General features: G+C 63.0%; 17 protein-coding genes. 7 read left to right on the top strand and 10 right to left on the bottom strand.

Features of this window, described 5'->3' with window-relative positions:
* The first annotated feature begins 13 nt into the window (after positions 1 to 13).
* Positions 14 to 700: a GNAT family N-acetyltransferase gene (locus ABIB44_RS05265; RefSeq protein ID WP_354583567.1), complete on the top strand. Its 687-nt coding sequence runs from the start codon at positions 14 to 16 to the stop codon at positions 698 to 700.
* Between the two features lie 48 nt (positions 701 to 748).
* On the opposite strand, the gene ABIB44_RS05260 is transcribed toward ABIB44_RS05265, so the two are convergent.
* From ABIB44_RS05260 to serA, 3 genes are all read right to left on the bottom strand, one after another.
* The gene (locus ABIB44_RS05260; protein ID WP_354583566.1) at positions 749 to 1,981 is read right to left on the bottom strand and encodes a T9SS type A sorting domain-containing protein; all 1,233 of its coding nucleotides are present in this window, start codon (positions 1,979 to 1,981) and stop codon (positions 749 to 751) included.
* Positions 1,982 to 2,455: 474 nt separating this feature from the next.
* Positions 2,456 to 3,595, bottom strand: a complete 1,140-nt coding sequence (locus ABIB44_RS05255) for a redoxin domain-containing protein (protein WP_354583565.1) — start codon at positions 3,593 to 3,595, stop codon at positions 2,456 to 2,458.
* Positions 3,596 to 3,767: 172 nt separating this feature from the next.
* The gene (gene serA / locus ABIB44_RS05250) at positions 3,768 to 5,669 is read right to left on the bottom strand and encodes a phosphoglycerate dehydrogenase (protein ID WP_354583564.1); all 1,902 of its coding nucleotides are present in this window, start codon (positions 5,667 to 5,669) and stop codon (positions 3,768 to 3,770) included.
* Positions 5,670 to 5,725: 56 nt separating this feature from the next.
* Here serA and ABIB44_RS05245 point away from each other — a divergent pair, with 56 nt between their 5' ends.
* Together ABIB44_RS05245 and ABIB44_RS05240 are read left to right on the top strand one after the other, a co-directional pair.
* Complete coding sequence (locus ABIB44_RS05245; protein WP_354583563.1) at positions 5,726 to 5,914, top strand: hypothetical protein; 189 nt, start codon at positions 5,726 to 5,728, stop codon at positions 5,912 to 5,914.
* Between the two features lie 185 nt (positions 5,915 to 6,099).
* Entirely contained in the window at positions 6,100 to 8,082 is a 1,983-nt protein-coding gene (locus ABIB44_RS05240; RefSeq protein ID WP_354583562.1) for a M1 family metallopeptidase, read from the top strand.
* An 85-nt stretch (positions 8,083 to 8,167) separates the two neighbouring features.
* Here the strand turns inward: ABIB44_RS05240 and ABIB44_RS05235 are convergent, their stop codons facing one another.
* Positions 8,168 to 8,578: a DUF983 domain-containing protein gene (locus tag ABIB44_RS05235; RefSeq protein WP_354583561.1), complete on the bottom strand. Its 411-nt coding sequence runs from the start codon at positions 8,576 to 8,578 to the stop codon at positions 8,168 to 8,170.
* A gap of 428 nt (positions 8,579 to 9,006) precedes the next feature.
* On the opposite strand from ABIB44_RS05235, the gene ABIB44_RS05230 reads away from it, so the two are divergent.
* Positions 9,007 to 11,085, top strand: coding sequence for an acylase (locus ABIB44_RS05230; protein ID WP_354583560.1), 2,079 nt, complete (start codon positions 9,007 to 9,009; stop codon positions 11,083 to 11,085).
* Positions 11,086 to 11,103: 18 nt separating this feature from the next.
* On the opposite strand, the gene ABIB44_RS05225 is transcribed toward ABIB44_RS05230, so the two are convergent.
* Positions 11,104 to 11,820, bottom strand: a complete 717-nt coding sequence (locus tag ABIB44_RS05225; RefSeq protein WP_354583559.1) for a DUF421 domain-containing protein — start codon at positions 11,818 to 11,820, stop codon at positions 11,104 to 11,106.
* A gap of 230 nt (positions 11,821 to 12,050) precedes the next feature.
* Between ABIB44_RS05225 and ABIB44_RS05220 the strand changes: the two genes are divergently transcribed.
* Entirely contained in the window at positions 12,051 to 13,073 is a 1,023-nt protein-coding gene (locus ABIB44_RS05220; RefSeq protein ID WP_354583558.1) for a transglutaminase-like domain-containing protein, read from the top strand.
* A gap of 143 nt (positions 13,074 to 13,216) precedes the next feature.
* Here ABIB44_RS05220 and ABIB44_RS05215 read toward each other — a convergent pair whose 3' ends face one another.
* From ABIB44_RS05215 to ABIB44_RS05200, 4 genes are all read right to left on the bottom strand, one after another.
* Complete coding sequence (locus ABIB44_RS05215) at positions 13,217 to 14,245, bottom strand: NADP-dependent oxidoreductase (protein WP_354583557.1); 1,029 nt, start codon at positions 14,243 to 14,245, stop codon at positions 13,217 to 13,219.
* A 222-nt stretch (positions 14,246 to 14,467) separates the two neighbouring features.
* Positions 14,468 to 15,433 carry an aldo/keto reductase gene (locus ABIB44_RS05210; protein WP_354583556.1) on the bottom strand — a complete coding sequence of 322 codons (966 nt, stop codon included), beginning with the start codon at positions 15,431 to 15,433 and terminating at the stop codon, positions 14,468 to 14,470.
* Positions 15,434 to 15,487: 54 nt separating this feature from the next.
* Positions 15,488 to 16,828, bottom strand: coding sequence for an alpha-amylase family glycosyl hydrolase (locus ABIB44_RS05205; protein ID WP_354583555.1), 1,341 nt, complete (start codon positions 16,826 to 16,828; stop codon positions 15,488 to 15,490).
* A 107-nt stretch (positions 16,829 to 16,935) separates the two neighbouring features.
* A complete protein-coding gene (locus tag ABIB44_RS05200) occupies positions 16,936 to 18,078 on the bottom strand; it encodes a redoxin domain-containing protein (protein WP_354583554.1) in 1,143 nt (380 codons plus the stop codon).
* 231 nt (positions 18,079 to 18,309) lie between these two features.
* Here ABIB44_RS05200 and ABIB44_RS05195 point away from each other — a divergent pair, with 231 nt between their 5' ends.
* Both ABIB44_RS05195 and ABIB44_RS05190 read left to right on the top strand, forming a co-directional pair.
* Positions 18,310 to 19,344, top strand: a complete 1,035-nt coding sequence (locus ABIB44_RS05195) for a YncE family protein (protein ID WP_354583553.1) — start codon at positions 18,310 to 18,312, stop codon at positions 19,342 to 19,344.
* A gap of 336 nt (positions 19,345 to 19,680) precedes the next feature.
* Complete coding sequence (locus ABIB44_RS05190; RefSeq protein ID WP_354583552.1) at positions 19,681 to 21,822, top strand: carboxy terminal-processing peptidase; 2,142 nt, start codon at positions 19,681 to 19,683, stop codon at positions 21,820 to 21,822.
* Between the two features lie 400 nt (positions 21,823 to 22,222).
* On the opposite strand, the gene ABIB44_RS05185 is transcribed toward ABIB44_RS05190, so the two are convergent.
* Positions 22,223 to 23,218: a porin gene (locus tag ABIB44_RS05185; protein ID WP_354583694.1), complete on the bottom strand. Its 996-nt coding sequence runs from the start codon at positions 23,216 to 23,218 to the stop codon at positions 22,223 to 22,225.
* Positions 23,219 to 23,300 lie beyond the last annotated feature (82 nt).

Genomic DNA, 23,300 nt, shown 5'->3' with positions numbered 1-23,300 from the left:
CTCCCCGATAATAATGGCCCACGTACTCGATAATCCGGCTTGGAATGCGTTGGTTTCCGGCAACAAGCAGCTGGCGCACGGCTCGGAGCAGGTGAAATTCTTTGCGGCGGATGTGTCGCCCTTTATCGGGTTCGAAGCGCCGGCCAATCAGGCGTTTGAGGCCCTGCGCGCGCTGGTGCCGGCCGACCGCCGCCTCGGAGTAATAAGCCGCGTGGCGCTGGAAACCCCGGCGCGGTGGCAACTGGTGCAACAAATGCAAGTGTACCAGCTGGTGCTGGAGCAGCCCGTCGCCCGCCTATTGGGCGAGTCAGAATTAGTGCCGCTGGCCCCGGAACATGTGCCCGCGATGCTGGCCCTCACCAGGCGTACTAATCCGGGCCCATTTTTCAGTAATACCGCGGCATTTGGGCATTATCTGGGGGTTTTTGATGGCGAGGAGCTGGTGGCCATGGCCGGCCAGCGGCTGCACCCCGCGCCTTACGCCGAAATCAGCGCCGTGTGCACCCACCCCGACTACGTGGGCCGCGGCTACGCCAGCCACCTGCTTCGCTATCAGGCGCAGCGCATTCAGGCAGCGGGCGGCATTCCATTCCTTCACGTAAAAACTGACAATGCGGCGGCCATAAAAGTCTATCGGGCGCTGGGGTTTGCGGTCCGGGCCGAAATGAGCATCAGCATCGTGCAACAAGGGCCGGAGTAGCGTGGTGCAGGCCCCGCCGCTCGGTAGCGACGCGCGACGCGCAAACCGTCAGTGCGTTACCACGACCTTTTGCGTGGCGGCCACGCCCGAGCCAGTTACCTTCAGAAAGTAAACGCCGGCCGCGAGGCCGGATAAATCGAGCTTGGCGGGTACCGAGGGGTGAAGCCCGGCTGCTGCCGTAACGGGTTGGCCCAGCGGGTTATACAGCCTCGCCTGCAGGTCGTTGGCCACGCCGCCCTCGGGGGCTACGGTCAGGCTGCTGCTGGCCGGGTTGGGGTACACGCTCACCCGTAGGCCGGCGGCCAGGAAGGTGGCCGTCACGACGTAGGTCGTCACCGGCTCATTCACCACGGCGTGGCCCGATTGCGGGCCGGTGGCCCCGGCCGGAACGACGCCGTAGTAGGTGAGGCCGGTGGTGTAGGGGTAAGCCCCGGCGTACTGGCTGTTGATGGTGACGAAGTAGGCGTAGGTGCCCTGGGGGTATTCCGGCGTCACGCCGAAGCGGCCGTTGTGCTCGTCTAAATCGCCGCGCCCGGCTACGTACTCAAAGTCCTCCAGGTAATACCCAAGGGGCTTGGCCGTGCTCACGGCCGGGCCGGCCTGGCTGGCCGGGCTGCCGTCGGGCAGGGTGGTGCGGGTGGTGATGTTGCGGGCCCGGTACGAGCTGCGCATGCTTTTCAGGGTACCAGGGGTGTTGGGGTTGGCATAGGCATAAGCCCCGTAGATGGGGTAGCCGTCGAGGGCAAAGCCGATGAGCGGGGAGTGCCGGGAGCTGTCGCGGTCGTTGTACAAGCACTTCGGGTTGAGGTGGTGATGGTACTCGCCGTTGGGGGCCGGGTGACCGAGGCAGGAGTCAAACCCGGGGCCTTCTACCACGATGGCATTCTGCCGCCACACCCCGCCGTTGTTGTAGCTCATGGCGTCCCAGGCGTTGTACATGCTCACACCGTTGCTCCAGATGCCGGTGTGGCCCAGGGGCGTGGCCGTGGCCGTGCCGGGGTTGCGCGTGGGTGTGCGGGTGATTTTGAAGACGAAGTTCTGGTTTGTGGGGGTGTTGGGGTTGTTGCCCCAATTGGGGCCAATCGTGTAGCTCGGAATGCCCGTGCAGGTGATGTACACGTTGCCGGTGGAGTACTGCACGCGCTGCACGTTGCTCAGAATGCCGTTGTAGCCGGTGGCCCCGGTGGTGTTCACAAGCCAGGAGCTGACGATGGGGGTTATCTGGGCCTGGCCCAGGATAGGAACCAATAGCAGCAAGGCCAGTAAGTAGCGATAGGACATAAGGGGCAAGGGCTGAAGTGACGGGCCCGTAAGTCGCGCACCGCAATGGGCCACTGCGCTTCCGTGACGCGGCGGCAAATTAGGCCCGGTCGAAGGCTCCTCCCTCAACATTCCCGCCACCAAGGGATTTGCGTCGACTAATGGTCGATTTGGGGCGATGATTAGTTAAAAGCGTTCAAGGAAGCCTCCCGGCTAAGCGAAGGAAAAAACACTGCCAGGGTTTCGTAGAGCGTATCGCATCATCAAAAAGGTCGCAACGTAAGCTGGTCTTTCCCAAGGGGAGCATTGCTTCTTATCAAATGCCTGTTTCGCCTCGCTACTCTCAACGATGCCCGCTCCTTGGTTCTCACTGCTCGGCCCGAATTGCCCGTCGGCACCTACATCCTGCGCCTGGGTACGGCCATAACGGCAGTTAGCGGCGCGCCAGCGGGCTTCCGGCAGCGCCTAAGCTGGTTCAGCGCTCACCAAGGTAGGCTAGGGGAGCAGCCGCGTCAACGTGGCCTTCAGCTCGTCGCCGTGCAGGTTGGTGGCCACGATTTTGCCAGTAGGGTCGATGAGGAAATTTTGCGGAACGGCCGCGACACTGTAGCGGGTAGCGGCTACGTTGTCGGGGCGCAGGTCCGAGGTCTGGGTCCAGGTCAGGTGGTCGTCGGCAATGGCTTTGAGCCACTGGCTGCGGGCGCTGGCCACATCAATGCTCACGCCCAGAATCTCAAAGTTGCGGTTCTTGAACTGCTGATAGAGCTGCACCACTTCGGGGCTTTCGCGGCGGCAGGGGCCGCACCAGCTGGCCCAGAAATCGAGCAACACGTACTTGCCCCGGAAGCTGGCCAGAGTCACGCGCTGGCCATCGGGCGTGGGCAGCTCGAAGTCGGGAGCCGGAGCCCCCACGGCCACGCGCTGCAGCTGCTGCAGGCGCTGGGCAAAGCGCTGGCCGTCGGGGCTGTGCTGCACCTCGGGGCTCAGCAGCGCAAACAAGGGGGCCGCGCTGGCATAGGTCGGAATCAGGCCCACCAGCTCCTGTATTGAGGCCAGACTAAGCAGCGAGCCGGGATGCGCCTTGATAAAGTCGGTGAGGATGCTTGTCGACTGCGCCTGCAGCTCGTAGTAGCGCGGGGTGTAGCGCTGGCGGAAAGCTACGGAAGCCCGGGTTTCGGGCGAAGCCGCCCGATACTGCGCATCGAGCGCGGCCTGCTGCAACTGCACCGGCCCCAGGCGGGTATTCAGCTCCCGGTAGTCGAGTGAGAGGGGCGACCCGGTTGGCTGCGCGTGCGCCAGCGAATCGGGTGAGGTGAAAACAGTGGTGCCTTTTTCGAGGTAAAAAACCGCGTTGTCGGCCAAGCCGTTGTAGAGGCGGCCTTGCTGCCCGCGGCGCACCTGCGCCAGTCGGGCCTTTTCGGGCGTGGCCACCGAGCCGCGCAATACGAAGGCCCCGTTTTTCACCGCCACCGAGTCGGCCAGGTAGTTACCCTGCGCCGTTTCTCGAATCAGGTAGACTTTGGCCGGGCTCTGCACGGCCGGCAGCGTGCCGCGCAGCACGAAGTAGGCGGGCGTTGGATTCTGAGCCAGGGCCAGGGCGGGCAGGCCCAGCAGCGCCAGTAGCAAACGTTTCATAAGCGGTTGGAAAGGAGGGAAGCAGCGGTGAAGTTAGGGAAGCCGCAAACAAAAGAAACGTCCGGCTAAAAGCAGTCCAAGCATCGGTAGCACCATCGTAAAATGAGTTGCTGGCGCAGTACAGATGCTCCGACAGGCTTAGCCGGACGTTTCTTTTGCTCACTGCTCTCCCTTAGTACAGCACCCGGAATTTGATGGTGTGCTCCACCTCACGCAGGGCCTGAATCACGTCGTTGTCGTATTTGCGGTTGATATCGGTAATCACGTAGCCAATCTGCTCGTTGGTTTTCAGGTACTGCCCCAGAATGTTGACCTGGTGGGCAGCCAGCACGTTGTTGATGTTGGCCAGCACGCCGGGCACGTTGGCGTGGATGTGGATGAGCCGGTGGGCCTGCTGGGTGGGCAGCTGAATGTTGGGGAAATTAACCGACTGCTGGGTGTTGCCCGTGTTGATGTACTGCATCAGGCGTTCGGGCACGAACTCGGCGATGTTGCGCTGGGCCTCGGCCGTGCTGCCGCCGATGTGGGGCGTGAGCAGCACGTTGGGCAGGCCGCGCAGCTCGCTCTCAAACACTTCGCTGTTGGTTTTGGGCTCGTAGGGGAACACGTCCACTGCCGCGCCGCCGAGGTGGCCGCTGCGCAGGGCGGCGGCCAGGGCGGGCACGTCCACCACATGGCCGCGGGCGTTGTTGAGGAACAGCGCGCCGGGCTTCATCAGGGCAAATTCGGCGGTGCCGATGTAGTTGGTGTTCTCGGTGCGGCCGTCGATGTGCAGCGTCACCACGTCGGCTTGCGCGAGCAATTCTTCCAGCGTGCGGCACTTCACGGCGTTGCCGAGCTGCAGCTTTTCGGCCACGTCGAAGTACACCACTTTCATGCCCACGGCCTCAGCTACCACCGATAGTTGCGAGCCAATATTGCCGTAACCCACGATGCCAAGGGTTTTGCCGCGAATCTCGAACGAGCCGTTGGCCGACTTGTCCCACTCGCCGGCGTGCATTTTGGGGTTCTTCTCCGGAATGCGGCGGGCTAGCACGATGATTTCGCCCAAGGCCAGCTCCACCACCGAGCGGGTGTTCGAAAAAGGGGCGTTGAACACGGCAATGCCTCTTTTCATGGCCTCGGGGAGGTCAATCTGGTTGGTGCCGATGCAGAACGCGCCAATGCCGATGAGCCGGTTGGCGGCGTCGAGCACGCGCTGGGTCACCTGCGTTTTCGAGCGGATGCCGAGCAGGCTCACGCCGTCGATGCGGGCAATGAGCTCCTCTTCGTCGAGGCCGCCCTTCACTTCCTCCACCTGGTAGCCTTCCTGGCGGAAAAGCTCGGCGGCGCGGGCATCGGGGTTTTCCAGCAACAGGACTTTAATGCGGTTTTTGGGGTATGATAAAGTCATGGGAAGTCTTAGTTGGTACAAAAACTCATCGAAGGTGGGCAGCACTTCGTCGGCGTGGGCCACCACGGTGGGGCGGCTCACGTTTTCGGTGTAGGCGTAGAAGCGGTGGGCCAGCCCGGCTTCGCGAATCTGGTAATCGGTGTAGCCGTCGCCGAGTACGTATACCGGGCCGTCTAAATCGAGCAGCACCAGCTGCCGGATTTTGCCGCCGTCGCGGCTCAATACATTGGCCGGGTCGCAGCCGGTGATGTTGCCCTCGGCATCGAAGGTGAAGGTATTGGCCAGCACGTGGCTGCCCGGAATGCCGAACTCGGCCACCACCGGCTCGATGAACTCCCGAAAGCCGCTGCTCACCACGTAAATCCGGTCGGCGAACTGCCGGAAGAAGTTGCCGTTGCGCCGAATGCTCTCGCTCACCTTGGTTTGGAGGCGGGCCACCAGCGGGGCCAAGTGCCGCTCGTGGGCCCCGAGCAACGCCAGCCGCTTGGCCAGCGACTCCTGGAAGCCGATTTCGCCGGCCATGCCCTGGTCCGTCAGGGCGCGGATTTGGGCCACGCGCTCGGCCGCGTCGGGGCGGCCGGCCAGGGCAATGTCGGCCAGCTCATCCAGTCCTTCCACCTGGGTGAAGGTGCTGTCGAAATCAAACACGAGGTAGGGCAGGGGCGCGGCGGCGTTGGACATGGACGCAAAGGTGGGGCCGGCAGTACCTTGGCGCGGCATTCGTCTTCCAGGTTTTCATGAAACTTCTGCTGCTCTGGCTGCTGCCGCTATTGGGCTACTTACCAGCCGCAGTAGGCCGCCTTCCGCTGCCAGCCGCTTTTGCCGTGGATGAGGCGGGCACTCTCACGCCCTTTATCGAAGCGCCGGCAATGGACGCGGCCGCCATGAACGGGCTGATGGAGCAGGTGCGCGAGCGGCTGCGGTAGCAGTGAGAGCGTCGGGTATCTTTGGCGAGTTGAACAGAATAAATAGAACGTCATGCTGAGCGCAGCCGAAGCATCTTTACCGAGCAAGTAATTTATTTACTGCTGCACGCGAGAGGCCTCGGCTCCGCTCGGCATGACGTTCTTTTGTGTGATTCATTCTTCGCTTTTCTCTCCTCAACAGTCAAATGAAATTACCCATCCTGCTGGGCGCGGCCCTGCTGGCGGCCGGCCCGGCCCTGGCCCAAACCATCAACACCGGGCCAGCCTACGACTCGCGGACGCTGTTCAACCCGAGCTTTATTGAGCAGCGGAGCACGCCTACGCGTACGGCCGGCGGCCAGCCCGGCGCGGAATATTGGCAGAACGCGGCCGACTACAAAATCGACGCCCGCCTCGACGAGAAAACAGCCCGCGTGAGTGCTACCGTAGCCATTACCTACACCAACAACTCGCCCGATGCGCTGGCCTTCGTGTGGCTGCAGGTCGACCAGAACCTGTACCGCGAAGACTCGCGCGGGGCGGCCATCACGCCGGTGGGCGGCGGGCGCTTCGGCAACAACTCGCGCGGCTTCCGGGGCGGCGACTCGCTGCAAACCGTGAACATTGAGCTGCACGGCAAGAAGCTGAAGGCCAACTACCGCGTGACCGATACGCGCATGCAAATCATGCTGCCCGAGGCCCTGAAGCCCAACGGCGACAAGCTGAAAATAGACATCGCCTACGGCTTCAGCATTCCCGAGTACGGCTCCGACCGCCTCGGCCGCCTCCAGACCAAGAATGGCGAAATATTCGAGGTGGCGCAGTGGTACCCGCGCATGGCCGTGTACGACGACGTGGAGGGCTGGAACACGCTGCCCTACCTCACGGCCGAGTTTTACCTCGAATATGGCAATTTCGACTACACCCTGAACGTGCCCGCCAACTACCTCGTGGGCGGTTCGGGCGAGCTCGTGAACCCTGCCGAAGTGCTGACCAGCGCCCAGCAAAGCCGCCTGGCCAAAGCCGCCGGCTCGGACCAAACGGTTATTGTGCGTTCGGCGGATGAGGTGACGCAGGCCGGCTCGCGGCCCGGCGGCAAAAACGGCCGCCTGACCTGGCACTTCAAGTGCCAGCGGGCGCGCGACGTGGCTTGGGCGGCTTCTTCCTCCTTCGTGTGGGACGCGGCCAAAATGAACCTGCCCAGCGGACGTAAGTCGCTGGCGCAGTCGCTGTATCCGGTAGAGGCGGCCCAGGATACGGCCTGGAACCGCTCGACGGAATACGTGAAGAAGAGCATTGAATACAACTCGAAGCAGTGGTACGAATACACGTACCCGGTGGCGACGAACGTGGCCGGCGTAGTGGGTGGCATGGAGTATCCGGGCATCGTATTCTGCGGCGTGAAGGCCCGCAAAGCCGACCTCTATAGCGTAACGGACCACGAGTTTGGCCACAACTGGTTCCCGATGATTGTGGGCTCGAACGAGCGGAAATATCCGTGGATGGACGAGGGATTCAATACCTTCATCAACATCCTGTCGTCGGGCGACTTCAACAACGGTGAGTATGCCAAGCAGCTGAACGACACCACGCGGCTGGTGCTCGGCAATATCCGCTACATCGCCGACCCCAGCACCGTGGCACCCTACACCGTGCCCGATGTGACGCCCGCCAACATGCTCGGCTACGCGGCCTACGCCAAAATGGGCTACGGCTTGTTTCTGCTGCGCTCCGAGGTTTTGGGCCCCGACCGGTTCGATTACGCTTTCCGCACCTACATCAAGCGCTGGGCCTTCAAACACCCGCAGCCGAAGGACTTTTTCCGGACGATGAACGAGGCCAGCGGCGAGGATTTGACCTGGTTCTGGCGCGAGTGGGTGTACAACAACTGGACCCTCGACCAGGCCGTAACCACCGTAACTTACGTGAATCAGGACCCCGCCCAAGGGGCCCTCATCACCGTTGAGAACAAGGGCCAGGCCGCCATGCCCGTCATCGCCGACGTAACCGAAACCAGCGGCAAAACTACCCGCGTGCGCCTGCCGGTTGAAGTATGGCAGCGCAGCGGCACCTGGACCTTCCGCTACAACTCCACCACGCCGCTCATGCTCGTGCGCCTCAACCCCACCAAGCTGCTGCCCGATGCCAACCCCGGCAACAACGTGTGGCGCGCCCAGGTGCTGAAGTAGAGCGTCAAGACTTAAAAGTCAGAAAGGCCCATCCGTTAATCTGGATGGGCCTTTCTGACTTTTAAGTCTTGACGCTCTACTGATTTCAGCGCCGCTTCCAGTTCTTGTTGTACTGCGCGCCGCCAAACAGATACAGCATCAGTGCCCGCGAGTAGCGCAGGATAACCGGCGTGAGCACCACCGTGACGACGGTGACGGCGACCACGTACACCCAGGTATCGGGGTTGCCCAGCAGGTAGTAAATGGCTACCCCGAGTACCAGCGTGGTGGCTACGTTGAAGCCGAACGTGATGTACATCGAGCCGAAATAAAAGCCGGGTTCGGGCTCGAACGTCTGGCCGCACACGGAGCACTCGGCGGGCATTTGGGCAAATTTGGTCAGGTTCAGGGCCGAGTGCGTGAACAGCTGGCCCTGGTGGCAGCGCGGGCAGCGCAGCTGGGCCAGGGCCACCGCGGTGGAGTCGATGAATTCGGAGGTTTCGGTGGGTTCGGCCATAACCGGGGCGGGGGAGGGGTGCAGAAGCTATACGGGGAAATGCGGCCCGCGCTCAAGCGCGAGCAGCCAGCGCGACAACTGCCGCGTTAATGTCCCAAAATTACGCGGATGGGAGCGGGCACTTGCGGCCGGCTTGTTGGCAGCGAAAGCGACAGAGGCTTGACTGCGCCTGATTTGCTGTATGTTGCTTAAAATATGGTCCAAAGCTTACTCAATAGGTACTTATGCAGAAGTAAACGTATTGAATCTAGCACGTCATGCTGAGCTTGTCGAAGCATCTCTACCGCTTCGCAAGGGCCGTTCAACGAAGCGGGAGAGATGCTTCGACAAACTCAGCATGACTGCCTTTTTTGCCAGGGTTAATTTTGCACAACTACTTAACAGCGCGTTCGTGCCAGCGCGGCCCGTACCAATCAACTCCTGACCTGATGACGTTTTCACTACCCCAAAAACTGGCAACCTTGGCCGCTGGCGTGCTGCTGGGCTGTGTGCCCGCCCACGCCCAGAAAGCCACCGACATCCTGTGGGACAGCTACGGCGTGCCGCACGTGTACGCCGCCAATGAGAACGACATGTACTACGCGTTTGGCTGGGCCCAGATGCACAACCACGCCAACCTGCTGCTCCGGCTCTATGGCCAGGCGCGCGGCCGGGCCGCTGAGTATTGGGGCGAAAAATACCTCGCCTCCGACAAGCAAATTCAACTGTTCGACCTGCCGGAAACCGCCCGCCGCAACTACGCCAAAAACCAGGGGGCCGACAAGGCCCGGCTCGACGCATTTGTGCGGGGCGTGAACGCCTACGCGCAGGCCCACCCCGAAGCCATTGACCCGGCCATGAAGCAGGTGCTGCCCATCACTGTGCCCGACGTGCTGGCCCACACCACGCGCGTGCTGTGCCTGGAGTTTCTGGCCGCCGACGACATCCAGGATGTGGCCCGCACCCTGGTGCCGGGCTCCAATTCCTACGCCATCGCGCCGGCCAAGTCGGCTTCGAAAAACGCCCTGCTGGTGGCCAATCCGCATTTGCCCTGGGGCGATTTCTACCTGTTTTTTGAAGCCCAGCTCACCGCCCCGGGCTTCAATGCCTACGGCGTGGGCCTGGTGGGCACGCCGGCGCTGTCCATCGCCTTCAACGAGCACCTGGGCTGGACGCATACCGTGAACACCATCGACGCGTCGGACCGGTACGAGCTGACGCTGCAAGGCTCGGGCTACCTGCTGGACGGCCAGCCGCAGGCCTTCGACAAAAAGAGCGTGGCCCTGAAAGTGCGGCAGCCCGATGGCAGCCTGCGCACCCAAAACCTCACCCTCACCTATTCCAAACACGGCCCGGTGCTGGGCGAGAAAAACGGCAAGGCCTACGCCGTGCGGGTGGCCGGCCTGGAGAACGCCTTTTTCGCCAGCCAGTACCACCAGATGGCCAAGGCCCAGAGCTGGAAAGCCTTCGAGGCGGCTCTGAAAATGCAGCAGAACCCGATGTTCAACGTGGTGTATGCCGACCAGGCCGGCAACATTCTGTACCTGTTCAACGGCAACGTGCCCAAGCGGAGCAGCGGCGACTGGAACTTCTGGAATGGCACCGTGGATGGGACTTCCTCCAAATACATCTGGAATACCTACCACTCCTACGCCGACCTGCCCCAGGTGTTCAACCCCCGCAGCGGCTTCGTGCAGAACGCCAACGATGCCCCCTGGACCTGTACCTACCCGCCGGTGCTCAAACCCGAAAACTTCCCGGCCTACATGGCCCCCCGCGAGGTGATGGCCCTGCGCCCGCAGCGCGCCGTGAACCTGGTGAAAGACGATGCTTCCATCACCTTCGACGAGCTGGTGGGCTACAAGCTGAACACCGGCATGGAAGCCGCCGACCGGTTTCTGGATGATTTGCTGGCCGCCGTGCAAAAGTACCCCAATGCCCCAGCCGAGAAGGCGGCGGCCGTGCTCCGGGCCTGGGACAAAACCACCAACGCCGACAGCCGGGGCGCGGTGCTGTTTGCCAAGTGGTTCGACCTGCAAAACCCCGGCATGGCGGCCGTCGCTTTCGACCCCGCGCAGCCCGTAACCACCCCCGACGGCCTGAAGGACCCGCAGGCGGCTGTAGCCCAGCTGGCCACCGCCGCCGCCGAAACCGAGCAGCAGTACGGCCGCCTCGACGTGGCTTGGGGCGACGTGCACCGCTTCAAAGTAGGGGCGTATAATGAGCCGGCCAACGGGGGCTCGGCCAAGTACGGCATCTTCCGCACCATGTATTACCAGCACAGCCCGGCTGATAATAAGGACTACGCCTACTATGGCGACAGCTACGTAGCCGTGACGGAGTTTGGCCCGCAGGTGCGCGCCCAGGTGTCGCTCAGCTACGGCAACGCCACGCAGCCGGGCAGCAAGCACATCGGCGACCAGGTAAAGTTGCTCGCCCAGAAAAAGCTGCGCCCCGCACTGCTTACCCGCGCGGCCGTGCTGCAAAGCCTGGAGGAAAAGGAGCAGCTGTCCGCCGCCAAAAAATAAGGAGGCCGCGTGCGCTGCCTACGCTTCCCTTTTTGCACGGCATACCGGCACCCAGCTTTTGCCCTGGCACACGGGGCAACTGGCCGCCTCGCCCCGCGCCAGCTCCCGCACTTCGCCGCACTTCGCACAGGCGTGCGCGCCGGCCGCTTCCACGCGGTGCTGCGATTTTTCCAGTAATTCGGGCCAGATGGGCAGGCCGGGCGCGGCGTCATCGGGGGCGTAGAAGTAGGTGCTGAGTTGGCCGGTGGCTTCCATGTAGGCGCGGCGCACCTGCCCCAGGTGTTCTACCTGCTGCTGGCGCAGCTCGCCGAATAGCTCTTTCTGCGTCAGGTTGAGGCCGTCGAGGTTGGGCAGGTTGAGGCGACCTTTCTCGACGAGTAGAATGGGCTTGCCTTCGAGCCAGTCGCCGAAGGCTGGGAACCACTCGGTGAGGCGGTTGAACAGCCAATAGAGCGCCCCCACTACCACAAATACTACCACCACGGGCAGTAGCGGCGTGTCGTCGTAGAACATGGTATCGCCGGCCGCCGAGCCCAGGCCCAGAATCAGGCTGAGCTCAAAAATGGAGAGCTGCCGCACCCCGCGCCGGCCCGTGAGGCGCAGAATGCCCAGCAGCAGCACATAAGTGGCCGCGCAGCGAAAAGCCACTTCAAACAGAAAGCTCGGCGGCGCGTCGGCCGTCCAGAGCATGCGGTGCCAGTCGAAGGGCGTGATGGGTTCGGCGAGGAAGAGCATGAAAATGTAGCAGATGTGAAGCTGCTGCTGGTACGCACGGCCCGGCCCACGGTTGGCGGCTGTACCTTTGCCGCACTGCTGGGGTCTGGTTGGCCCTGACTGGCGGGCGCTTGGGTAAGCGTCGCGCCGGCGGGCATCGCACGCAGCGGTGGCCGCCGGGTTGGAGCTGATTTTCAGCCTCAATTCAGCCTGGCCGACGCCCGCCAGCAGCAACCCGTTGCTTCGTTGCCGTGAACGTTTCGTTGATTATTGCCCCCGCCATTTGGGTGGGGCTGCTGGGTGCGGCCGCGCACCTGCCAAGCCCGGATGCCCCGGGCCAGCCGGCCACCGCGCCGCGTAGCCGCACCTTCGTGCTCGTCAGCACGGCCATCGTGCCCGTGCCCCCGGCCGGCACCAAAATCCTCGACCTCTGGCTGCCCGTGCCCCACACCGATGCCTCGCAGGACGTGCGCGACCTCAGAATAGAGTCGCCGGTACCCTACAAAATCGAGCAGGGCGAATACGGCACCCAGATGCTGCATTTGCGCACCGCCACCGTGCCCACCGCGCAATTGGTAGTGAAGCTTACGGCCCAAATCACGCGCCGCGAGCACCTAAACCTACGTGCCAATACTCCGGTGGCCAAAGTAGTTAAGGAAAAAGCCGACCCCAGCCTGGCCCGCTGGCTGGCCCCCGACCACCTCGTGCCACTCGACCCCACCATTCGTCAGCAAGCCGAAGCGGTGGTGGCCAAAGCCGGAGCCAAAACGCCGCTCGAAAAGGCCCGCGCCATCTATGAGCACGTGGTGAGTACCGTGACCTACGACAAAACCGGCCAGGGCTGGGGCCGGGGCGACATTTACTACGCCTGCGACGCCCGGCGCGGCAACTGCACCGATTTCCACGCCATCGTTATTGGCTACTGCCGTAGCCTGGGCATTCCGGCCCGTTTCAGCATCGGGCTGCCGCTGCCGGCCGAGCGGGGCCACGGCGAAATCAAAGGCTACCACTGCTGGGCCGAATTCTTCACCCCGGAAACCGGCTGGGTGCCCGTCGATGCCTCCGAAGCCGCCAAAAACCCCGATAAGCGCGCTTATTTCTTCGGGGCCCACGACGAAAACCGCGTCGAGTTTACCCGTGGCCGCGACGTGCAACTGACGCCCAGGCAAGCCGGCCCGCCGCTCAATTACTTTGTGTACCCCTACGCCGAGGCCGACGGCCAGCCCCTAGAAGTAGCCCGCAAGTACGAGTTTTCGGACGTGACTGCGCAGTAGGACTGCAGTTGTATCCCAAAAAAGAACGTCATGCTGAGCGAAGTCGAAGCATCTCTACCGCGATACTAAAATTGATTAGTTGCGCGGTAGAGATGCTTCGGCAAGCTCAGCATGACGGTTTGCTTTCTAAGCCCAACTAAACCCTACGGCACCAGCACCAGCTTGCCGAAGTTCTCACCCGAAAACAGCTTCAGCAGCGCCGGGAGGAAATTTTCGACCCCATGCTCGACTTGGATTTTGGGCGAGTGCAGCTGGCCGGCCTGAATCCAGCCGGCCATTTCGCGGGCGGCGGTGCCATAGTTGGCGGCGTTGTCGAACACCACGATGCCTTCCATGCGGGCGCGGTTCATCAGCAGCGAGAGGTAGTTGCTGGGGCCCTTTACGGGCGTGGTATTGTTGTACTGCGAGATGGCCCCGCAGATGACGATGCGCGCTTTCATCCGGATTTGCTCCAGCACAAGGTCCAGGATTTCGCCGCCCACGTTGTCGAAATACACGTCGATGCCTTGCGGGGCGGCGGCGCGCAGGGCCTGACGCACGTTGTCGGTTTTGTAGTTGATGCAGGCATCAAAGCTGAGGGTCTGCACGCAATAGTCGCATTTTTCCTGGTCGCCGGCGATGCCCACCACGCGGCAGCCCTTCAGCTTGGCAATCTGGCCCACCACGCTGCCCACGGCCCCGGCCGCGCCCGACACCACCACGGTTTCGCCGGGTTTGGGCTGGCCGGTATCGAGCAGGCCGAAGTAGGCCGTCATGCCGGGCATGCCGAGGGTGGCCAGGTAGGCTTCGAGCGGCACGATGCCGGGGTCGACTTTCACGAGGTACTCGGGGCTGCGCGGGTCGGTGGCCCCGGCACCCACCACGGCGTATTGCTGCACGCCGAGGTTGCCGGTCACGTAGTCGCCCACGGCGAAGGCGGGGTTCTTGGATTCGGCCACCTGCCCGGCCACGCCGGCCCGAAACACCTCGCCGATGGCAATGGGCTTGATGTAGCTGCGGCCCTCGTTCATCCAGCCGCGCATGGCGGGGTCGAGGGAAATAAAGCTGATTTTGACCAGCACCTGGCCTTCTTCTAAGGTGGGTACGGTGATGGTGTCGATATCAAAATTGGCCGGCTGCGGCAGCCCCACGGGGCGTGAGGCGAGTTTAACGCGGGTGTTGGAAAGGGACATCTTGGAAGGGTGTGAGGGGATGGGGGAACAAGGGCGCAAGTTGGGCCTATCGAGGCTTAACCTAGGTTAGGAAATGGTGCTGCTTGCCAGAAACAGAACGTCATGCTGAGCTTGTCGAAGCATCTCTACCGCGCAAGTAAACCTAATTACTGCTGCAGTAGAGATGCTTCGGCAAGCTCAGCATGACGTTCTGCTACTATTACTACGGGCGGGCATTTTCTTCTACTCCGCCGCCGGCACCGCCTGTGCCGTTTCCAGCGTCTCCAAATCTTCCGCCGTCAGGCGCAGCTCGGTGGCCTCGAGCAGCTCCGTGACCTGGCCCACGCTAGTGGCGCTGGCGATGGGGGCGGTTACGGCGGGAGCCTGCATCAGCCAGGCCAGGGCCACCTGGGCGGGGGTGGCCTGCTGGCGGTCGGCCACGGCATCGATGGCGGTGAGTAGGGCGAGGCCCTTTGCGTTGAGGTATTTCTGGCCCACGCCGGTGCCGCGCGCGCTTTTTTGCAGGTCGGCCTGGTCGCGGTACTTGCCGGTGAGGAAGCCGGCGGCAAGGCCGTAATACGGAATCGCGCCGATGTTCTCCTTCAGCAGCAGCGGGGCGAGGTCCTGCTCAAAATCAGCGCGGTCGTACAGATTATAGAGGTTTTGCAGCGTCTCGTAGCGCGGGAAGCCGTGCTGGGCGCTGGCATCGAACGACTCCTGGAGGCGGGCAGCGGTGAAATTAGACGCGCCAATGACCCGCACCTTGCCCGCCTGCACCAGCTGGGCGTAGGCTTCGAGAGTTTCGGCCACGGGCGTGGTCGGGTCGTCCTTGTGCGATTGGTACAGGTCGATATAATCGGTGCCGAGGCGCTGGAGCGAGCCTTCCACGGCACGCAGGATGTAGTCCTTTTTCAGGCCCTTGTTATCGGCGTTTACTTCCCAGCCCACTTTGGTGGCGATGATGACGTCGTCGCGCCGGCCACGCCGCCGCAGCCACTTGCCGATGATGGTTTCGGATTCGCCGCCGACGTGGCCGGGCACCCACACCGAGTAGCCGTCGGCGGTGTCGATGGCATTGCCGCCGTTGGCCACGAAGGCATCGAGCACGGCGAAGGACGCGGCTTCGTCGATGGTCCAGCCAAAAACGTTGCCGCCCAGCATGAGGGGCGAAATTTGGAGGCCGGAGCGGCCGAGTTCACGGGTTTGCATAAGTTGAGCGGAATCAGAGAAAGCGTTTTTCTAACTGAAAAACGGGGCCGAAGGTTAGCCGGCGGCGGGCCCGGCAACCAAAACCCGCCAGCCGTGGGCCGGCACTACGAGCTGCTGGCCGGGGCTCAGGGTCATCGTTTCGTTGCTGAACAGGTCGTGCCATTGGCCGGCCACGGCGGGCAGCGCCCGGGCTTCGGCCGCCACATTGATGGCGCAGAGTACCGCCGCGCCGCCTTTGGTGCGCGTGAAGGCGTATACTTTGGCCGGGCCCGGCCGGCGCTGGAGCTGGCTGGCCGGGTCGCCGTTGCGCAGGGCGGGGTGGCTTTTTTTCAACTGAAACAGGCGGGTATAGAAATACTGGAGCGGGAAATCTCCCCACTCGATGGTATCGCGGTCGAAGAATTCCAGCCGGCGGTTCAGGCCCGCTTCCTGGCCCGAATACAGCATGGGCATGCCCGGCAGCAGGGCCGTGAGCACGGCGAAGGGCCTCGCCAGCGGGCCCAGGCGCTCGTACTCGGTGCCATCCCAGCTGTTCACGTCGTGGTTGCTGGTGAAGTGCATGAGGTACACGCTGGGCGGGTATTTCTCGCGCTCGGCGGCTAGGTAGGTATCGATTTCGGCCAGGCTGGCGTGGCCCTCGGCAATGCGGTCGAGCAGGTAGTGCAGGCGCAGGCCGAAGCTCATGTCGAAAGCCTTTTCGAGTAGTCGCGTGTCGGAGTCGAACTCCTCCCAGCTCAGCCCGCCCGAGGGGTACAGCTCGTCCCACTCAGCCAGCATGAACACCGGCTTGAGGGCGTCGAGCACGGGCCGGGCCTCGTTCCAGAAATCGGTGGGCACCAGCCCGGCCACGTCGCAGCGGTAGCCGTCGATGTCGGTTTCCTGAATCCACCAGGCCAGGGCTTGGGTCATGTACTGGCGCATTTCGCGGTTGCCGTAATCCAGCGCCACCACGTCGGTCCAGTCGGGCACGGGCGGTACCAGCTGGCCCGCGCCGTCGTGCTGGTACCAATCGGGGTGCTCAGTAATCAGGGCATTATCGCGGCTGGTATGGTTGGCCACCCAATCGAGCAACACCTTCAAGCCCAGCGCGTGGGCCGCCCGCACCAGCTGGCGCAGGTCGTCGAGGGTGCCGAACTCCGGACTCACGGCGAAGTAGTCGCGCACGGCGTAGGGCGAGCCCAGCGCGCCCTTGCGCCCAACCTCGCCAATAGGGTGCACCGGCATCAGCCACACAATGCCGATACCCATTTTTTGCAGGCGCGGCAGGTGTGCCTCAAAAGCCCGAAAAGTGCCCTCCGGTGTAAAATTTCGAAGATTAACTTCGTAGATAGTAGCGTGGGCCGCCCATTCGGGGTGGGCCACGGTGAAGCGGGCGGCAAGCGGGTGGTCGGGCATAGCGGGGGAGAAGCGGTGGCACGTTTCGCTACGCGCCCCCAATGGCCACGGTTATGTTATAGTGCCTCTCGTCGTTGACATGGCTACCCACCAGGCTGGGTATTGCGCTACTTAGTACCCTTCAGTAGCTTGCCGAGGGTGCTTTGCAGCTCTTCGCCGCGCAGGTTGGTGGCCACTATTTTGCCCTGCGGGTCGAGCAGAAAGTTCTGCGGAATACTAGTCACATTGTAGGCCTGGGCCACGGCGTTGTTCCAGTATTTCAGGTCCGACACCTGCGTCCAGGGCAGGCCGTCTTTCTCGATGGCGCGGACCCACGCTGCGTGGCCTCCTTCGTTATCGAGCGATACGCCGAGGACGGTAAAGCCTTTGGCCTTGAATGCGTTATAAGCCTTCACGACGTTGGGATTTTCCTGGCGGCAGGGGCCGCACCAGCTGGCCCAGAAATCAATCAGCACGTACTTGCCGCGCAGGCTGCTCAGCTTCACGGGCACGTTGTCGGGCGTGTTCTGGGTGAAGTCGGGGGCCAGGTTACCCACCGCCACCTGCTGCAGATTCTTGATTTGCTCCCCGATGCGCTGGCCCCGTGCCGAGTTTCGCACCCCGGTGCTCAGGCGCTGGTACAGGGCGAAGCGCTCCGTTTCGGGAATATCCCCCTCCAAACCCAGCAGTACGAACAAGCTGTAGTGGGCGTCGGGGTGCGCTTTCACGTAATTGACCCGTATTTGCTTCTGCGCGGCTTCGATGGGAGCAAGCCGGGCTTTGAGCTGCTCGAGGTAGATGGGGTTTTTCCGAGTGGCCTCGGGCTGGGCGCGAAAAGCCTGATTAATGGCGTCGTACTTGTTGCTCAGGGGTTTCAGCAGGGCAGACAGTTTGGCGGCTTCGTCGTTGAGGGGCGTGCCCCGCACCGTCGCTTTTGCGGCCGAATCGGGCGTAGTCCAGGCAATCGTGCCCTTCTCCACGTAGAAAAACTCATGGCTCCCATCCTTCGACTTGGCCAGGGGCATGCCATTGCGGCTCAGCACCATGGAAGCCCGAATCGGTTCGGGCAGGGTGCCCTTGAAGGCGAAACGGCCGTTTTCCACGACTGCCGAGTCGAGTACCATGACTTTGTTGACGGCGTACCGCAGGTAGGCTTTGGTGACACCAGCCTGGGCACCGACGTTACCATTCAGGACAAAAGTTTCGGTTTGTGGTTGTGCCTGTGCCAGCGCGGGCAGCAGGAGCAGGGCAACGGAAAGGAGCTTTTTCATAAGAATCAGTAGAGAAGCCAGGGTTTGAATGACCGGGCTGTATTTGCCGCGACTTTCTCCCAAATCTGGTAGCCGTGCGGCACTAAGATAACCGTGGCGGCAACTCGGGTTGCATCGGGTGTGGAAAGAATAGCCCGGTACGCGGCGGCAAAAACCTGCGGCCGGCTTCAGCCCAACTACAGAATCGGCGGCGACCTTCGCCGCATCGGTTTCATTATAAGCCCTTCCCCCGTGAAAAACCTGTTGCTGGCCGCGCCCCTGGCCTTTGCCTTTTTCGGCCCCGCCGCCCGCGCCCAAACCGTGCCAGCCGCGCCCTACCACCTGCTCAATACCATTACGATTGGCGGCGAGGGCGGCTGGGACTACCTCAAAGTCGACCCCGCCGGCGAGCGCCTCTACGTGTCGCACGGCACGCGGGTAGAAGTCGTGGATTTGAAGACCCGCAAAGTCATCGGCACTATCCTGGACACGCCCGGCGTGCACGGCATCGAGGTGGTGCCGGGCACCAATCGCGGCTACATCACCTGCGGCCGCACCAATACCTGCGTGGTGTTCGACGTGAAAACACTGAAGCCCATTGGCGCGCCCATTCCTACCGGCCCCAAGCCCGACGCGCTGCTGTATGATGCCTACTCCGGCCGCATATTCATCTTCAGCAACGACGGCGGCAAGAGCACCGTGCTCGATGCCAAAACCGGCAAAGTAGTGGGCACCGCCGAGCTGGGTGGCGATGTGGAAGAAGGCGTGAGCGACGGCCACGGCACCATCTTCGCCAACATCGAGAACAAGAGCGAAATCGTGGCCTTCGATGCCAAAACCCTGACCGTGCGCCACCACTACCCGCTGGCCCCCGGCGAAGAGCCCACCGGCCTGGCCTACGACGCCAAAACCAACCGCTTGTTCAGCGGCTGCGCCAACGAGAAGCTGGTCGTCACCGACAGCAAAACCGGCAAGCAAATCGCCGTGCTGCCCACCGCCAAGGGCACCGACGGCACGGGCTTCGACCCCACCACCCGCAACGTCATCACCTCCAACGGCTCGGGGACCTTCACGGTGCTGCACGAGGATGCCCCCGGTAAGTTTTCGGTGGTGGGCAGCGTGCCCACCGCCCGCGGGGCCCGCACCATGAGCATTGACCCAAAAACCGGCCATCTCTTCACCGTGACGGCTGATTACGGCGATTCGCCGGCCCCCACCGCCGAGAATCCGCGGCCCCGTGCCAGCGTGGTGCCCGGCACGTTCCGGGTGCTGGAGTTTGGGCGGTAGCCGGGGGATGAGGGGGTGGGAGCAGTGGGAACCGAATAATAGGAACGTCATGCCGAGCGTAGCCGAGGCATCTCGCGTGCAACAGTAATCCAATCGGGGAAACGGTATTGATTAGTGGTGGCTCACGAGATGCCTCGGCTATGCTCGGCATGACGTTCGCTGAAGATTATCTTCATCGGGCTGCCCCTCGGCTGCAAACCGGTTTCGCAACCTTCGGCATCTTTTTTCCGACTATGGGAGCAATTACTGGTGCGATTCTGGTTAAGCAGCTGATACCAGTGTTCCCGGCCGACCGCGCCGGTGCTACCTTGCCACTCCTCTCATTACCCGTTGCATATGGCTTTCCCCCGATTTAAGCTGGGATTATATTCCACTTCCGTGCTGGCCCTGCTGGGGCTGGCTTCTTATTCCGTGTACCAGGGCACCCCGTCGCGCGACCAGGTGGTGCTGGGCATCATGCTTACGGGCCTCGAAAAGCTGCACTACCAGCCCGAGAAGCTCGACGACCAATTTTCGCAGCGCGTATTCGACCTGTACCTGAAGCGCGTCGACGGCAACAAGCAGTTTCTGCTGGCCCCGGAAGTGGCCCAGCTCGGCCAGTTTAAAACTCAGATTGACGACGAGCTGCGCGGCGGCTCCCACGAGTTTCTGGATGTTGCCAGCCAACTCATCGGCAAGCGCACGCTGGAGCTGCAAACCCTCTACCGCGAGGTGCTGGCCAAGCCCTTCGACTTCACGGTGGCCGAAACCTGGGAAACCGACCCCACCAAGGCTACTTATGCTGCCAATGCCGCCGAGCAGCGCGAGCAGTGGCGCAAAATGCTGAAGTACCAGACCATGGCCCGCCTCTCGGAGCTGATGGACGACGAGGCTAAGAAGAAGGACAAGCCCCTGGCGGCCAATAAAGTGGGTGCTTCGCCTACCACCACCACGACGGCCGCCCGCACCCCCGCCCAGCTCGAAGCCGAGGCTCGCAAGCGCGTGCTGAAATACTACGACGACGCCTTCGCCGACTTGCTGCAAAACGATGCTAACGACCGCCTCGCGGCTTTCGCCAACGTCATCGCGAATACCTACGACCCCCACACCGACTACTTCGCGCCCATTACCCGCGAAAACTTCGACATCACCATGACCGGCCGCCTCGAGGGCACCGGCGCGCAGCTGCAGGAGGACGAAGGCCACCTCAAGGTCACCGACATCGTGCCCGGCTCGGCTTCGTTCCGGCAGGGCGAGCTGAAGGTAGGCGACGTGATTCTGCGCGTGGCCCAGGGCGCGGCCGAGCCCGTGAGCGTGGAAGGCATGCGCTTCGACAAAGCCGTGAAGCTGATTCGCGGGCCCAAGGGCACGGAGGTGCGCCTCACGGTGCGCAAGCCCGACGGGGCCACGCAGGTCATCCCCATCATCCGCGACGTGGTCGTGATTGAGGAAACCTACGCCCAGTCGGCCCTCATCAAACAGGCCGGCCGCACCTACGGCTACCTGCGCCTGCCCAGCTTCTACGCCGATTTCAGCGGCAAGGGTGGCCGCAGCTCGGCTGAAGACGTGCAGAAGGAGCTGGCCAAGCTCTCGAAGGAAAACGTGGCCGGCGTGGTGCTCGACCTGCGCTACAACGGTGGCGGCTCGCTCGGCGATGCCGTGAAGATGGGCGGCCTCTTCGTGCCCACCGGCCCTATTGTGCAGGTGAAGGACACCCGCAACCCCGCCAAGCCCCTGGCCGACTACGACCCAACCGTGCAGTACGGCGGCCCGCTGGTGGTGCTCGTGAACAAGTACAGCGCCTCGGCTTCCGAGATTCTGGCCGCTGCCATGCAGGACTACCGCCGCGCCATTATCATTGGCAGCACCACCTACGGCAAGGGCACCGTGCAACAGGTGCTCGACCTCGACAACGCCGTGAACTCGCCCGAAGTGGCGGCCATCAAGCCGCTGGGCTCGCTCAAGCTCACCATTCAGAAGTTTTACCGGGTGAATGGGGGCTCGACCCAGTTTAAGGGCGTGGTGCCCGACATTGCCCTGCCCGATGCGTTGAGCTCCTACGCCAAGGGTGAGCAGGAATCGGAATACCCGCTGCCCTGGGACGAGATTGCGCCGGCCAGCTACCAGCCTACCAACACGCTGCCCGCCCGCCTCGACGCGCTACGTACCGCCAGCGCCGCCCGCGTGGCGGCCAGCTCCGGCTTCCGCCTCATCACTGAGGCCGCCCAGCGCGCCACCGAGCAGCGCAAGCTCACCAACCTGAGCCTGAACCTGGCTGCCTACCGCACGCAGCAGCAGCAGCTGCGCGCCCTGAACAAGCAGCAAGCCGCCGCTCAAAATGCCCTGGCTGGCCTGGAGGTGGCCGCCCTGCCCGCCGATATTCGCCCGGCTACCGACTCGACGGCTACCCGCCGCACTGCCCGCTTCCTCAAGCCCCTGCGCAAGGATGCCGCCTTGGCCGAAGCCGTGGCCGTTATCGGCGACGAGCTGAAGCAATAGCCGGCCATCCGCCGCCGGATGCCTAAACGCCCCCGTTGCTGTACTAGCGGCGGGGGCGTTTAGGCATCCGGCGGCTGGCTGGCCGGCTACAAGTAAGCGTTAACGAAGGAGCCCCTCATAGTTCGTTGCATTCCAAGAGGGATATCAGTACCGATGATGCCGGGGCAGGACCCGGAGGGCGGGAACGGCGGTGTCCATTCAAACGCCGCGATGGGAAGGGTACCGCTCAGATTTGCATCCGCATTGGCTGTCCCGGCCACCATGGCCGTGTTCTTAGCGTCCGGCAACTGCCCTCCCCGCTGGCAGCCCAGCGCTACCAGCGATGCCAGCGGCTTGGGGTTGGCCATTGCGAAGCGGTACCTGCGCTGCAGTGGCCAGGTCGCCGGCTATGGCAACGCTGCTACAGCGACAGCGCGATGGTGCCCGTCAGGTTGCCGTAGGTACGGGCAGTGTTGGTAAACAGCGGATTACGCGCGTTCAGTACCTTGCCTTCGAGGCGCACCAGCAAGCGACGACTGGGTGCATAGTCGAAATTGAGTGAGCCGCCGCGCACGAAGTAATCGGGGGCGCTGGCCAATGGGCCGGCGTCGCGCACGACTACCCCATTTTTAGCGTAATAGTATTCGCCGCGCAGCGCCGCCGTGAAAGGGCCGCCGGGTCGTGCGCCCAGGCGGTAGCGCAATACCAGCGCCCCGGTGTGCCAGGTATCGTTGCCGAAGGCCGTGCGGCGGGCCTGCTGGGTGCCGATGTCGAACAGGGCCAGCACCGAGAGGCGTGTGTTGGCCGCGTAGGTCAGGTAAAAATCGTGGAAGTAGCGCCGGCGGCGCACCGAATCGGTGGGTTGCTCGTTGCCATAAAAGGTACTGGAATTGAGGAGCCAGCGGGCCGAGGGCCGCCACTGCACCTGCGTACCCAGGGCCTTGCTCCGATTATTTTCGCGGATGTTCTGCCAGCCATTCAGGGCCAGCGCGGTCAGCGTCCATTTGGTGCTTGCTTCGTAGGTGAAGCGTGCGCCGGCCTCGTAATAGGGCGAGCCTTCGGCAGCCAGCGAATGGGTGAGCGTCCAGTTATTTTTCGAAATAGCCGACTCATAGCCGATGTGCGAGCCGAACACGCCTACGTCGAGCCAGGCTTTGGTGAAGGGTCGGAAGCCGGCGTAGGCTTCGTAAATGTGTTGCAGCACGGCCGGCTCGGCCACGTAGTTGGCCTCGGGGTAGGTGCCGGCCTGCAGGCCCAGCGCGCCGCGCACGCGGCCATCGTCGTAGCGCGCCCCCACCAGCGCCTGGTTCACTGTGAACTCATTCTGGCGATTGTGAGCGTAAATAAAGCCCGGCCGGCGCGTATCGGCCGGGGCCGGAAAATCCAGCCCGAAGTAGCCGTCCACGTAACCGTAGATGGTGACGGTGGTATCGGCCGGGGCTGTTTGGGCGGTAGCCCGGCAGCAGGGCCAGGGCTAGGGCTGATAGGAGCAGCTGCTT

Origin of the sequence: Hymenobacter sp. UYCo722 (genome assembly GCF_040547115.1) — a bacterium.
In the GTDB taxonomy this organism is placed as follows: domain Bacteria; phylum Bacteroidota; class Bacteroidia; order Cytophagales; family Hymenobacteraceae; genus Hymenobacter.
Note: the sequence above shows the minus strand (reverse complement) of the source record. Positions and strands in the feature narration are given on the sequence as shown.

What these genes read in the sequence shown, in the direction of transcription:
- ABIB44_RS05260 (WP_354583566.1), bottom strand. Translation starts at nt 1,981, where the DNA reads ATGTCCTATCGCTACTTACTGGCCTTGCTGCTATTGGTTCCTATCCTG.
- ABIB44_RS05210 (WP_354583556.1), bottom strand. Translation starts at nt 15,433, where the DNA reads ATGCAAACCCGTGAACTCGGCCGCTCCGGCCTCCAAATTTCGCCCCTC.
- ABIB44_RS05200 (WP_354583554.1), bottom strand. Translation starts at nt 18,078, where the DNA reads ATGAAAAAGCTCCTTTCCGTTGCCCTGCTCCTGCTGCCCGCGCTGGCA.
- ABIB44_RS05265 (WP_354583567.1), top strand. Translation starts at nt 14, where the DNA reads ATGGCCCACGTACTCGATAATCCGGCTTGGAATGCGTTGGTTTCCGGC.
- ABIB44_RS05235 (WP_354583561.1), bottom strand. Translation starts at nt 8,578, where the DNA reads ATGGCCGAACCCACCGAAACCTCCGAATTCATCGACTCCACCGCGGTG.
- ABIB44_RS05190 (WP_354583552.1), top strand. Translation starts at nt 19,681, where the DNA reads ATGGCTTTCCCCCGATTTAAGCTGGGATTATATTCCACTTCCGTGCTG.
- serA (WP_354583564.1), bottom strand. Translation starts at nt 5,669, where the DNA reads ATGTCCAACGCCGCCGCGCCCCTGCCCTACCTCGTGTTTGATTTCGAC.
- ABIB44_RS05245 (WP_354583563.1), top strand. Translation starts at nt 5,726, where the DNA reads ATGAAACTTCTGCTGCTCTGGCTGCTGCCGCTATTGGGCTACTTACCA.
- ABIB44_RS05225 (WP_354583559.1), bottom strand. Translation starts at nt 11,820, where the DNA reads ATGCTCTTCCTCGCCGAACCCATCACGCCCTTCGACTGGCACCGCATG.
- ABIB44_RS05255 (WP_354583565.1), bottom strand. Translation starts at nt 3,595, where the DNA reads ATGAAACGTTTGCTACTGGCGCTGCTGGGCCTGCCCGCCCTGGCCCTG.
- ABIB44_RS05205 (WP_354583555.1), bottom strand. Translation starts at nt 16,828, where the DNA reads ATGCCCGACCACCCGCTTGCCGCCCGCTTCACCGTGGCCCACCCCGAA.
- ABIB44_RS05215 (WP_354583557.1), bottom strand. Translation starts at nt 14,245, where the DNA reads ATGTCCCTTTCCAACACCCGCGTTAAACTCGCCTCACGCCCCGTGGGG.
- ABIB44_RS05230 (WP_354583560.1), top strand. Translation starts at nt 9,007, where the DNA reads ATGACGTTTTCACTACCCCAAAAACTGGCAACCTTGGCCGCTGGCGTG.
- ABIB44_RS05240 (WP_354583562.1), top strand. Translation starts at nt 6,100, where the DNA reads ATGAAATTACCCATCCTGCTGGGCGCGGCCCTGCTGGCGGCCGGCCCG.